This window comes from Neorhizobium puerariae (assembly GCF_042429745.1).
GTDB lineage: Bacteria > Pseudomonadota > Alphaproteobacteria > Rhizobiales > Rhizobiaceae > Neorhizobium > Neorhizobium puerariae.
This window is the reverse complement of sequence record NZ_JBHMAA010000011.1, coordinates 158,576-170,563: the sequence shown is the minus strand read 5'-3', so window position 1 is coordinate 170,563 and position 11,988 is coordinate 158,576. Positions and strand designations below refer to the sequence as shown.

The window sequence follows — 11,988 nt, the reverse complement described above, 5'->3', positions numbered from 1 at the left end:
CGCCGCCCTACCATTCGGTTATCGCGCCGCCGGAAACGGCCATGGAATAGACTGGTTCCAGCGCGCCGCGCGGCTTGGTCGCCAGAATGTCGTTCTGCAGGATGCCGTCATCCGTCTTGTCTCCGCGTACGGCGTCATAGGTGCGCTGCGGCACGCGGACCGCCCATTTCGACACGGTCTTCGTCTGGTTGTTTTCCTCGCTGCGGATCGGAAACGACAGCAGTTTTCCATCCGATGCAACCGCTTCGACGATCAGGTAATAGTTGCGCGCGCCGGTATTGACGTCGGGGATGCGATAGATGCCGCTCTGCTCGCTGGGCCGGGAAACGATCCGCAATTCGTAGACCTGGACGAGATCTCCGCGGAGCCGCTCCAAGGCGCCGAGCGCGACGCGTGCGGCTGCGGCGTCCGAACGCGACAGCGCCGAGGCCGCGTCCGTCTGCAGTTGCTCGACACGCCTGCGGGCATCGTCGGTTCTTGCTTCGGCGGATGCGGCCTGGCCCGCCGCGGCAATCCGCCGGGGCAAAGTCTCGGTCAACTCGATGCGCGCCGTCTCCGCCGCGCGCTCGGCGACCGTCTGCTGCCAGACCGACCACCCGACCCAGGCGACGAAAAGCAGGACCAGCACGCCCAGCACCTTGCCGAAGGTGCCGCGCCTCACCCACAGGCCGGCGAGCGTGCGGGAAAATCCCGGCGGTGTCGGCTCGTAGGTGAAGCGGCTTTCCTTGAGGGCCTTGATGCCCTCGTCGAGAATGCGGTCGGAAACCGCAAGCCCCTGGCTTTCGTAAAGGCGTCGCAACCTCTCCTTCAGCACGTCGTCACGGCCGTCCTGCGCCAGTTCCCGGAGGGCGACGTCCTCCTGATGGCGCAGGGTATCGACCACGTCCATGGCCAGCATCAGTTCGTCAAGGGCAGGTCCCTTGGCATCGGAGGTGGCAGGCGCTGCCGCGGCGGTGCTATCGGCCATAACGGGTCCCAGTGCGGAATGCTCAGCCGGCGATCACCAGGGCGTTGCCCTCGGAGGCCAGCTTGGCGATCCGCTTCTTGCCGTCCTCGACGGCGGCGCGGATCTCCTCGCTGTTCTTGGTGGAGAGCTCGCGCATCTCACCGATGATCTCCACCGAACGGGTCTGGAAGTTGACGACACTGTCCACCAGTTTCTTCACGGCGTCGGCGCGGATGGTCGGGCCATAGCCGGCCTTCAGCGCCTCTTCCTGAACCTTGCCGCCGATCTCCGCCAGGACTTCGAGCGATTTGGAAACGCCTTCCTTCATCTCGTTGAGCGTCTGGGTCGCCTCGTGCAGGCCGAACAGGCCGGTGAAGGACGCCTTGAGGGCCGTCAGCACCGATTCATTGGTCGAGAAGAAGGATACCGCCTGCTGGTAGACCCGCTCCTTGGCGTTGGTGGTCTGCATCAGGCGCGCCATCACCACGTCCGACGTGTTGTAGCTGATGGTCAGGTTGTCGGCGAGGTCCTTGGCCACCTGGTAGCGGCCTTCCTCGTTCTGGACCTGGCGCAGATGCTCGTCGCGCACCAGTTCGAGCTTCGCCCGCTCCGCCACTTCGCCGCCCTCCGGGAAGGAGGAAACGGCATCCGACGCGCCCTTCAGTCCGGCCTTGGCGGCTTCGAGCTTGGCCTCGGCGGCCTTGAGGATTTCGAGCGCCGCCACTTCGCCGTGCTTCAGGGCGCCGCGGAAATCGCGATAGGCTTCGAGAATGGTCTGCTCGCGCTCGATATTGGCCTTGGTATCCTCCGAAACGGCGAGATAGGTCTCCTTGATCTCGTCGAAACGGGTGGCGATATCGCCGCGCGCGATCTTCATCCAGGCATTGGTGGCGCGTTCGAAGATATCGAGCTTGCCGTCCTCGATCTGGTCGACCATGGATTTCGCATCGTCACGGATCGAATCGAAAGCCTTGGAGATGGTCTCATAGCGCTGGCCGATCGACATTTCCGCGACCTGCTCGCGGACGACTTCGTTGAAGACGCTCATCTGCTGCAGCGTGCGGGTGATGACCGCGATCTTCTCCGGCTCGATATCGGCGATCTTTTCCAGAAGACCGACGATCGGGGCTTCCTCGGTCTTGCCCTGGACCAGACCGAGATCACGCAAGGTTGCCATGGCCTTGTCGAGATATTGCAGCGGTGTTTTGACGACGACCTCGTTCATGAGCGTTTCCCCGTGTGCGAACTAAAGATATTTGGTTACCGAGACATAGCGGATGGCTCCGGTTATAGGCAAGCTTTGTTCCGATTGGATGACGGTCGTCACGCAGGCGCCGCCAGGGCAGGCACCTTCCAGGCAAGGCACGTTGCGAGGATCTGTCTCCCGGCGTTCGGTAGCTGAACTTTCCGTCGCCGCGCAAGGTTACCAGTTGGTCACCGAACCGTCGCGGCGTTTCAGGTGCGGCGCTTCCCAGAATTCGAAGCTCTGCCTGGCGATCAGTTCCTCGTTGACCTCGATGCCAAGACCCGGTGTATCGGAGACCGGATAATAGGCTCCTTCAAGCCAAGGCTGGACAGGGAAGAAGTCCGAATTGTCGAAACCGAGATGGGTTTCGGCCGGGCTGTTGCGGGTTTCGAGCCAGGAGAAATTCGGCACCGCCGCCGAGAAATGCACCGTCGCCGCGGTGCAGACGGGCCCAAGCGGATTGTGCGGCATCATGTCGACGTAATGGGTCTCGCTCCAGGCGGCGACTTTCATGCTCTCCGTCAGTCCGCCGACATTGCAGACGTCGAGGCGGTTGAACTGGTGGATGTCGCGCTCGATGTAAGGCTGGAACTGCCATTTCGAGGCGAATTCCTCGCCGATCGCGAAGGGAATGTCGGTCATCCGCCGCAGCGCCTCGTAAGAGCTCGGGGACTCATCGCGGATCGGTTCCTCAAGGAAGTCCAGCGTACCCTTCGGCATTTTCTGGCAGAAGCTCGCAGCTTCCGCGACTGTGAGCCGGTGATGATAGTCGATGCCGAGCACCACGTCATCGCCCAGCGCCTCGCGGGTCTTGACGCACCATTTGGCGGTCGTGGCGATATGCTCGCGCGGCTCGTAGATTTCCTTGTGCTCGTGGCCGGAGGGCGAGAGGCGCATGGCCGTCCAGCCGTGTTCCACCAGCATCTGCGCCTGCTCGACCATGGCCGGGCCGGGCTCGGCGAACGTGGTGGCGAAGGTGGGGATGCGGTCACGCTGCTTGCCGCCGAGCAGTTCGTAGACCGGCACGCCGAGCGCCTTGCCCTTGATGTCATAAAGCGCGATATCGATCGCCGAGATCGCCGCCTGCAGCACCCGGCCGCCCTCGAAATACTGGCTGCGGTACATTTCCTGCCAGAGCGCGCCGATCTTGAACGGATCGCGGCCGCGCAGGAATTCCGCGTAGTGCTCCAGCGCGCCGACGACCGCCTTCTCGCGGCCGGACAGCCCGCTTTCGCCCCAGCCGAAAATGCCCTCGTCGGTTTCCACCTTCACCAGAAGCTGGTTGCGGATGCCGACTTTGACGGCGTAGCTCTTGATCGCAGTGATCTTCATGATTTCCCCCGAATTACCAATGCCAAAGCGTACCGTCTTCCAGACGGTTCACCGGCAGGTAGGCGCGCTGGTATGGATATTTTTCCGCAAGTTTCTCATCGATATCGACGCCATGGCCGGTCGCTTCGCCCGGATGCAGGTAGCCGTCGCTGAGGCTCCAGGCGCTCGGGAAGACGTCCAGAATTTCCGGCAGGTAGCCGGAATATTCCTGGATGCCGAAATTCGGGACCCAGAGGTCGAGATGCAGGTTGGCGCCGAGGCAGATCGGCGACATGTCCATGGCGCCATGGCAGGCGGTGCGGACGTTATAGACGCTCGCGAAATCCATGATGCGGCGAAGCGCGGTGATACCGCCCGCATGCACGGTCGTGGTGCGGATATAGTCGATCAGCTGTTCCTCGATCAGCAGACGCGCATCCCAGATCGTGTTGAACACCTCGCCGACGGCCAGCGGCGTCGTGGTGTGCTTGCGGATCAGGCGAAAGCCTTCCTGATGTTCGGCGGCGACAGTGTCCTCCAGCCAGAACAGCCGGGCGAATTCGAGATCCTTGCCGAGCCGGGCCGCCTCGATCGGCGTCAGGCGGTGGTGCGTGTCATGCAGCAGTTCGATATCCGGGCCATAGGCTTCGCGAACGGCTTCGAAAAGCTTCGGGATATGCCGCATGTATTTCGAGGTCGACCAGACTTCCTCATGCGGAAATGCGTCGTCCGCCGCATTGTTGGTGACCGACTTCTTGCCGGTGCCGTAGACGTCCGGCAGGCCCGGAATGCCGACTTGGACGCGGATCGCCTTGTAGCCCTGCTCGATGCGCTTGCCGACCGCTTCGACGGCCTCGGCGATATCCGTGCCCTGCGCATGGGTGTAGCACAGCACCTTCTCGCGGCTCGCGCCGCCGAACAATTGGTAGAGCGGCATGTTGGCGGCCTTGGCCTTGATATCCCAGAGCGCGGTATCGATGCCGGCGATCGCCGCCATGGTCACCGGGCCTCTCCGCCAGTAGGCCCCCTTGTAGAAATACTGCCAGATATCCTCGATGCGGGACGGATCGCGGCCGATCAGGAGCGGCGCAAGATGCTCCTGCAGATAAGCGACCACCGCTTTTTCGCGGCCGTTCAGCGTCGCATCGCCAACCCCGGTCAGGCCCTCGTCAGTAAAAATCTTGACGGTGACGAAATTGCGTCCCGGCGAGCAGACAATGATTTTGACGTCGGTAATTTTCATGACTTATCCGTTGGCTGAAACTGTCTTGGTAGGGTCGTAGCGGAACCGCTTGTGGATTCGCCGGTCGCGCGGGTCGGGATGAGGAATGGCCGAAAGCAGCGCGCGGGTGTAATCGTGCTGCGGATGGTTGACGACCTGGTCGGTATCGCCGGTCTCGACGATCTTGCCGCGATACATGACCGCGACGCGGTCGCACATGTAGCGGATCACCGACATGTCGTGGGAGATGAACACGTAGGAGAGGCCGAGCTGGTCCTGCAGGTTCATCATCAGGTCGAGCATCTGCGAACGCAGCGACACGTCGAGCGCCGAGGTCGCCTCGTCGGCGATGATCAGCCGCGGCTTGACGGCGATTGCCCGGGCGATGCCGATGCGCTGCCGCTGCCCGCCGGAAAAGGCGTGCGGATAACGCTCCCGCCAGGCGGGATCGAGGCCGACCTGCCGCATCAGCTCGGCGACGCGGTCCTCGACCTCCCTCCCCTTCATGCCGGCGAGCTTCAGCGGTTCGGCGATGATCTGGCCGACCGTCTTGCGGGGGCTGAGCGAACCGACCGGGTCCTGGAAGATCATCCGCACTTCGCGGCGAACGTCCTTCAAAGTGCCCTTGTCGGCGGTGCAGAGGTCGATCGTGCTGCCATCCGGGCGGCGATAGGCCATGGCGCCCGCCTGCGGATCGTAGATGCGCAGCAGGCAGCGGCCCATGGTCGTTTTGCCGGAGCCGCTCTCGCCGACGATGCCGAGCGTCTCGCCGGGGCGGACGACGAGCGAGACGTCGTCCACCGCCTTCAGGCCCGAGGCGAAGGTCAGAGACAGGTTCTTCACGTCGAGCAGCGGCGGCGCCTCGGCGGGGATTTCCGGCCGGGTCAGGCGGACCTCGGCCTTCTTCTCCAGCTTGACGACGGAGCCGATCAGGCGGCGGGTATAATCATCCTGCGGCGCATGGAAAATCTGCTCGACCGGACCGCGTTCCATCACCTTGCCGCGATACATGACCAGCACTTCATCGGCGATCTCGGCCACCACGCCCATGTCATGGGTGATGAACAGCACGGCCATGCCGTGGCTCTGCTGCAGCTTCTTGATGAGGTCGAGGATTTCCGCCTGGGTGGTGACGTCGAGCGCCGTCGTCGGTTCGTCGGCGATCAGCACCTGCGGATTGCAGGCAAGCGCCATGGCGATCATCACGCGCTGCCGCATGCCGCCGGAGAATTCGAACGTGTAACGGTCGATCGCCGTTTCCGGCCGCGGGATTTCGACCTGCTTCAGGAGTTCGAGCACCCGGGCGCGCTGTTCCTTTTTCGGCGTGCCGAAATGGATGCGCAGCGCCTCTCCGATCTGCGTGCCGATGCGATGCACCGGCGAGAGCGAACTCATCGGCTCCTGGAAGATCATGGCGATTTCCTTGCCGCGCACCGAGCGGATGTCTTTTCCGCGCGGATCGAGCTTCGCCAGATCGGTGACCGAACCGTCGGTGCGGGTGAGCAGGATCGAGCCGCCCTCGATGCGGCCGGGTCGGTCGACGATCTGCAGGATGGAGCGCGCCGTCACCGATTTGCCGGAGCCGGATTCGCCCACCACGCAAAGCGTCTTGCCGCGCTTCAGCTCGAAGGAGACGCCGTCGACGGCCTTGAAGATGCCGGTGCGCGTCGGGAAACAGGTCTTGAGGTTCTCGACCTTGAGGATCGTGTCATTGGATGTATCTGGGTTCATGTCAGGCCACCGACTCATAGGGGTCTGCGGCATCGCGGAGACCGTCGCCGAGGAAGTTGAGCGAAAGCACCGAGATGACGATCGCGGCGGCCGGCGTGAACAGCAGCCAGGGCGCCTGCGCCACCGCACGGATGTTCTGCGCCTCCTGCAGCAGCACGCCCCAGGAAATGATCGGCGGCTGCAGGCCGATGCCGAGGAAGGAGAGCGCCGTCTCGGCGAGGATCATCGAGGGGATGGCGAGCGTCAGTGTCGCGATGATGTGGCTCATGAAGGACGGCACGAGGTGGTTGAAGATGATGCCGATCTCGCTCATGCCGTCGAGCCGCGCGGCGATGACGAAATCCTCGCTTCTGAGCGACAGGAATTTTCCGCGCACCTCGCGGGCGAGGCTCGTCCAGCCTATCAGCGAGACGATCAGGGTAATGATGAAATAGGTCCGGAGCGGCGGCCAGCCGACCGGGATCGCAGCGGCAAGCCCCATCCATAGCGGAATGGTCGGAATCGAGCGGAGCAGTTCGATGCCGCGCTGGATGCCGAGATCGAGCCAGCCGCCGAAGAAGCCGGAAATGCCGCCGATCGTCACGCCGAGGATGAGGCTCATGAACACGCCGACAAGGCCGATGGAGAGCCAGATCTTCGCCCCGTGCACGACGCGGCTGAAAATATCGCGGCCGAGCCGGTCGGCGCCGAAGATATAGAGACTGTCGCCGACCTGCGGATCGACGAGGCCGAAAAGCTTGGTCTGCATCGGGATAAGGCCGAGCAGGTAATAGGGCTGCTGCGCCTTCACGAAGAAGCCGACCTTGACCGGCTTGGCCGGGTCCGGCTGGAATTCGCGGCGCATGGATTCCGTGTTCAGCGTCATCTTCAGCTGCTTGACGTTCGGCTGGAACGAGCCGTCGTGAAACAGCGACAGGCCTTGCGGCGGCGCATAGGTGAAGCGGGCATTCGTCGCGTTCGGGTCGAACGGCGCGATGAAATCCGCGAATGCCGCGACGAGATACATGAAGACGATCACGACCAGCGAGACGAGCGCGATCCTGTGCTTCTTGAACTTGAGCCAGAACAGGCGCCACTGGCCGGCAACGGCGATGTCCCTATTGCGCAGATCGAGCGAGGGGCCGGTATCCGGCGGAAGATTGGTGATGTCTGTCATTGGAACCGAATCCGCGGGTCGGTAAGGGCGAGCAGGATGTCCGAGATCAGCGTGCCGATGATGGTGAGGACCGAGATCAGTAGGATGAGCGAACCGGCGAGATACATGTCCTGGGCCAGCAGGGCGCGGAGCAGCAGCGGCCCCGTCGTCGGCAGGCTCATGACGACCGAGACGATGATCTCGCCCGAAATGACCGCCGGCAGTATCCAGCCGAGCGTGGAGATCAGCGGATTGAGCGCCAGCCGCACCGGATAGCGGATCAGGAGCTCGAATTCCGACATGCCCTTGGCGCGCGCCGTGGTGACGTAGGGTTTGGAGAGTTCGTCCAGCAGGTTGGCGCGCATGATCCGCACCAGCGCCGCGAGCGAGCCGAGGCCGATGACGACGACCGGCAGCCAGACATGCTTGGCGAAATCGATGAGCTTTCCGAAGCTCCAGTCGGCATCGACATATTCCGGCGAGAACAGGCCGCCGACGCTTTGGCCGAACCAGGCGGACATGATGTACATGGCCGACAGTGCCATCAGGAAGTCGGGCACCGCCAGGAAGAAGAAGGCGAGGAAGGTCGCGAAATAATCCGAGATCGAATACTGCCGCACGGCGGAGAGAATGCCGATCGGGATGGCGATCGCCCAAACGAAGCAGAGCGTCAGGACGGAAAGCAGCAGCGAGAAGCCGAGGCGGTTCCAGATCAGCTCCGTCACCGGCTTGCCGAGTTCGAAAGAGATGCCGAAATCGCCCTGGGTCAGGATGCCCCAGATCCATTTGTAATATTGGAAATAGATCGGCTGATCGAGGCCGTAGCGCTCGCGCATGGCCGCAACCGTGCCGGCTTCCACCGCGCCGCCCTGGCTCGCCCAGTCGGCCATCAGCGTCGTCAGATAATCACCCGGCGGGAGCTGGATGATGATGAAGGCGATGATGGAGACGGCAAACAGTGTCGGTATCGCGAACACCAGCCGCTTGATGATGTAACGGAGCATTGAACTCGCCGTTCGCTTGCAGCGCTGCGCGTTATGACGCGCAAAAGACTCTGCAACATTCAGGATGGCGCAAAGCGCCGGTTCGAAGGGGCGGCCGGCGGCGGCATTGGCGCCGCCACCGGCCACGGGAGGAGCCTTATTTTGCAGGCTTGTCGAAGTACCACTGGGTCAGCGTCGGGGCCGGGTGCCAGAGGTTGCCGGTGATCGGGATGCCGTTCACGACGTTCTTCAGGTTGGTCGAGGTCATCATGTATTTCGGCATCGGGCGCGAGATGCCGATGTTCAGGAAGTTGTCGGCCGAGAGATTGAGGAAGTCCTTCATCTTCTGGCGGCGGTCGTCGTCGGTGACGGCGGCGTTGACCTTGTCATAGGCGGCCATCAGGTCCTTGATCGCCTGGGGAGGCTCCTCGCCGGTCGCGTGGTTGGAATACCACTCGCTCCACTTCATCGCGAAGAAGATGTCGGCCTTCTGGAACGGCATGTAGCAGCGCGGGTCGGTATAGACCTCCGAAAGCCCGCCGACGCAGTTCCAGATATAGGCGTCCTGCTCGTTGGCCGCCCACATCGTGTTGAGGCGGGCGCGGTCGGTGGTGCGTAGCTGGATGTCGATGCCGACGTCCCTGGCGTATTTCTGCACCATCTGCATCACGTCCGGATAGGACAGGCCGAAGACGTCGGCCACCATGAAGTTGATGGTGAAGCGCTTGCCGGTCTCGTTGAGACGGAAGCCTTCCGCATCCTTCTTCGGCATGATCTTGTCGAGAAGTGCGGCGGAAGCCTTCGGATCGTACTGGGTGTACTGTGTCGCCTCGCGTTCGTTGAAAAGCTCGTGCTCGGGCTGGACCGCGACCTGGGCCGGCGCCCCCTGTCCCACATAAACGAGATCGATGATCTCCTGCCGGTTGATGGCGTGGCTGAGCGCGATGCGGAAATCCTTGTCCTGGAAAATCTTCCGCTTCACCGGATCGGTGGAATTGAGGTTCAGGAGGATGACGGCGTCGTTGGCCGGCAGGTCCTTCACGTCCACGAACTTGTAATTGCCGGTCTTCTGGCCATCGAACAGCACCGACTTGAAGGTCGAGTTGTTGATGTGGCGGAAGGCGAAGTCGAACTCGCCCGACGTCATTTTCAGCGCCATCAGCTGCGGATCGTCGAGCTTCGCCCAGGTGATGCCGTCGATATAGGGAAGCTGGTTACCGGCCGTGTCGACCTTCCAGTAATAGGGGTTGCGGGTCGCCACGACACGGTCGCTGTCCGCATAGGGCGTGGTCAGTATCCACGGGTTCAGCGTCGGCAGGGCGAGGTTCTGCCAGAACGGCGGCTGGAAGGTCAGCGAGACCTTGGAGTTGAACAGCGCCACCCAGTCGCCGGCGGCCGGATTGGCCTTCAAGAGCGCCGGGATGCCGTCCTTGTTGTACTTCTCGTGGAACTGGCTGAGATAGTGCTTCGGATAGATGACCGGCAGATGGCCCTGCCCGTAGGCGAGCTGCTGCAGGAAAAGGCCATAGGGAGAGTCGAACTTGAACTCGACCGTCAGGTCGTCGATCCTGGTTACCTTGACCGGCTTGCCGGCCACCGTGAACGTCGGGTTCTTGGCCGGCGAGAGCGCCGGGTTCATGAATACGTCTTCATACCAGAACATGATGTCGTCGGCGGTGAACGGCTGGCCGTCGCTCCACTTCAGGCCCTTGCGGAGCTTGAACGTGTAGGTCGTCGCGTCGTCGGACGCCTTGAACTCCTCGGCAAGCGACGGCATCACCTTCTTCCACTGCGGGTCCCAGCGGACGAGCAGTTCGTTGGCGATGGTGCGGGTCAGGTTGTACTGGTCGCCGTTGGCGAGGATCGTCGTGCGCAGCGTGCCGCCGTACTTGCCGACGCCGTCGACCATCGTCTCGACATAGGGTTTCTCGGGAAGCCGCTGGTTGACAGCTGGCAACTTTCCGGCCTTCACCTGCTCGTCGAGCATTGGCGCCTGCCTGTAATCCGCCGCCCATGCCGGGATCGCCGCCCCGATGAGCGTGATCGCCGAAAGCCCCGTCGACACGACGAGGCCACGCAGCCTGTGCTGGTAACCCATGTCTTCTCCTCCTCAATGACCGGCTCGTGTGGCCGGTTTCCTCCCGTTCGAAGGCCTCGATGGCCCCGTCTATTGCACGAAAACTTTCAGATCGTACATTCTTTGTCAATATCGATGTATGATATTGGGCATTTTACCCTTGGCAAGCGGGGTGGAAGTGCACTAAAAGCAATGTCATGAGTACGATCACGACCATCCGACAGGCTGTTCCCGACCGCGACGACATGACCGATGACGGTGGCGTTTCGATCTACGAGCGGCTGCGCGACGATATCATCCATGGTCGTGTGAAGGCGAACGAACGCCTGAAGGTGGCGGACCTTGCCAAGCGCATGGGAACGTCGACCAATCCCGTGCGGGAGGCTCTCCAGCAGTTGCGGGGCGAAGGGTTCGTCATCATGACGCCCAATCGCGGTGCCCGCGTGCGGCCGATCGACGAGGATTTCGTACGCGACATCTGCGAGATCGAGGTCCTGATCGAACCCGCCCTGACGCGCTGGTTCGTCGGCATTGCCACGAAGGCCGACATCGATGAACTGGAGCGAATCCAGGCGGAGATCGAGGCGCTGAATTTCGCGGACGAGATGAAGCATTCCAATCTCGACCTGCAATTCCACCGGTTGATGTACGATCGTCACTACAATCGCCATGCGGTCGATCTCTGGGTGCGGCATCGCCAGATCCTCTGGGCGATCAGCCGGAGATTTCCGACCTCGCTCAGCCGTCAGTCGAACGTTCTGGAAGAGCATCGCGAACTGATCGCCTGCATCAAGGCGCAGGATGCCGAAGGCGCCTCACGCGCCATCGCCCGCCATGTCGAGGGCTCGGGACGGCATATCATCGAACGGATGCGGCTCGACAGGCGATAGTCTCGGGTCCCGCGTATGGCGGGTTCCGGGCGGCTTGCGGGCTGTCCCTCGGGAGCCTGCGGGCTCCCTCCCCGGGCGAGCCGGAAACACGCCGACCGCGGTCGCCGGCGATCGCCTCCGGCGCGGCGTTCCCTCGCCCGCCCCTCGCGAAAATCCGAAAAATAGAAATGTGATGAAAAAAAACGGCGGGCCGATCGTCTTTTGGGTCTGGAGTGCCGTGCGTCCGAGTTGGCGCAGGCATTCCTGGACCGGATGACAGGAACGGGTTCGCGCCATGAAACTTCGCCGTCACACTTCACGAGGCTCGGGAAATCCGCCGCGTCCGGCCGGTTCGCGGCTTCCGTTGCCGGCCATCCGTTCGCTCGGCCGCCATCCGGCGCGTCCTTTCGCAGGCAGAGCCAGGTTCAAAATCCCGCGGCGGAACCCGCAAGCGCCGGATCACTGTCG

At 62.7% G+C, this 11,988-nt stretch carries 9 protein-coding genes; 1 reads left to right on the top strand and 8 read right to left on the bottom strand.

Annotated features, from left to right (window positions below; translation table 11 throughout):
- Positions 1-7 precede the first annotated feature (7 nt).
- The 8 genes from ACFFP0_RS09540 to ACFFP0_RS09505 all read right to left on the bottom strand — a co-directional run bounded on the left by ACFFP0_RS09540 (position 8) and on the right by ACFFP0_RS09505 (position 10,672).
- Entirely contained in the window at positions 8-967 is a 960-nt protein-coding gene (locus tag ACFFP0_RS09540; RefSeq protein WP_377259579.1) for a DUF6384 family protein, read from the bottom strand.
- Positions 968-989: 22 nt separating this feature from the next.
- Positions 990-2,171 (bottom strand): RLV_5639 family protein, encoded by a 1,182-nt coding sequence (locus tag ACFFP0_RS09535; RefSeq protein WP_377259576.1) that lies wholly within the window; start codon positions 2,169-2,171, stop codon positions 990-992.
- Positions 2,172-2,369: 198 nt separating this feature from the next.
- Positions 2,370-3,524, bottom strand: a complete 1,155-nt coding sequence (locus ACFFP0_RS09530) for a mandelate racemase/muconate lactonizing enzyme family protein (RefSeq protein ID WP_377259573.1) — start codon at positions 3,522-3,524, stop codon at positions 2,370-2,372.
- A 13-nt stretch (positions 3,525-3,537) separates the two neighbouring features.
- The gene (manD, locus tag ACFFP0_RS09525) at positions 3,538-4,746 is read right to left on the bottom strand and encodes a D-mannonate dehydratase ManD (RefSeq protein ID WP_377259570.1); all 1,209 of its coding nucleotides are present in this window, start codon (positions 4,744-4,746) and stop codon (positions 3,538-3,540) included.
- Positions 4,747-4,749: 3 nt separating this feature from the next.
- Positions 4,750-6,456, bottom strand: a complete 1,707-nt coding sequence (locus tag ACFFP0_RS09520; protein WP_377259567.1) for an ABC transporter ATP-binding protein — start codon at positions 6,454-6,456, stop codon at positions 4,750-4,752.
- Between the two features lies 1 nt (position 6,457).
- Complete coding sequence (locus ACFFP0_RS09515) at positions 6,458-7,612, bottom strand: ABC transporter permease (protein ID WP_377259564.1); 1,155 nt, start codon at positions 7,610-7,612, stop codon at positions 6,458-6,460.
- Complete coding sequence (locus ACFFP0_RS09510) at positions 7,609-8,595, bottom strand: ABC transporter permease (protein WP_377259561.1); 987 nt, start codon at positions 8,593-8,595, stop codon at positions 7,609-7,611. Before ACFFP0_RS09510 ends, ACFFP0_RS09515 begins: the two co-directional genes overlap by 4 nt.
- Positions 8,596-8,731: 136 nt before the next feature.
- Positions 8,732-10,672 carry an ABC transporter substrate-binding protein gene (locus tag ACFFP0_RS09505; RefSeq protein ID WP_377259558.1) on the bottom strand — a complete coding sequence of 647 codons (1,941 nt, stop codon included), beginning with the start codon at positions 10,670-10,672 and terminating at the stop codon, positions 8,732-8,734.
- A gap of 176 nt (positions 10,673-10,848) precedes the next feature.
- Here ACFFP0_RS09505 and ACFFP0_RS09500 point away from each other — a divergent pair, with 176 nt between their 5' ends.
- Positions 10,849-11,541, top strand: a complete 693-nt coding sequence (locus ACFFP0_RS09500; RefSeq protein WP_377259555.1) for a GntR family transcriptional regulator — start codon at positions 10,849-10,851, stop codon at positions 11,539-11,541.
- The last annotated feature ends 447 nt before the right edge of the window (positions 11,542-11,988 follow it).

Coding starts and splice junctions, on each gene's coding strand:
- ACFFP0_RS09540 (WP_377259579.1), bottom strand. CDS start 967: ATGGCCGATAGCACCGCCGCGGCAGCGCCTGCCACCTCCGATGCCAAG.
- ACFFP0_RS09535 (WP_377259576.1), bottom strand. CDS start 2,171: ATGAACGAGGTCGTCGTCAAAACACCGCTGCAATATCTCGACAAGGCC.
- ACFFP0_RS09530 (WP_377259573.1), bottom strand. CDS start 3,524: ATGAAGATCACTGCGATCAAGAGCTACGCCGTCAAAGTCGGCATCCGC.
- manD (WP_377259570.1), bottom strand. CDS start 4,746: ATGAAAATTACCGACGTCAAAATCATTGTCTGCTCGCCGGGACGCAAT.
- ACFFP0_RS09520 (WP_377259567.1), bottom strand. CDS start 6,456: ATGAACCCAGATACATCCAATGACACGATCCTCAAGGTCGAGAACCTC.
- ACFFP0_RS09515 (WP_377259564.1), bottom strand. CDS start 7,612: ATGACAGACATCACCAATCTTCCGCCGGATACCGGCCCCTCGCTCGAT.
- ACFFP0_RS09510 (WP_377259561.1), bottom strand. CDS start 8,595: ATGCTCCGTTACATCATCAAGCGGCTGGTGTTCGCGATACCGACACTG.
- ACFFP0_RS09505 (WP_377259558.1), bottom strand. CDS start 10,672: ATGGGTTACCAGCACAGGCTGCGTGGCCTCGTCGTGTCGACGGGGCTT.
- ACFFP0_RS09500 (WP_377259555.1), top strand. CDS start 10,849: ATGAGTACGATCACGACCATCCGACAGGCTGTTCCCGACCGCGACGAC.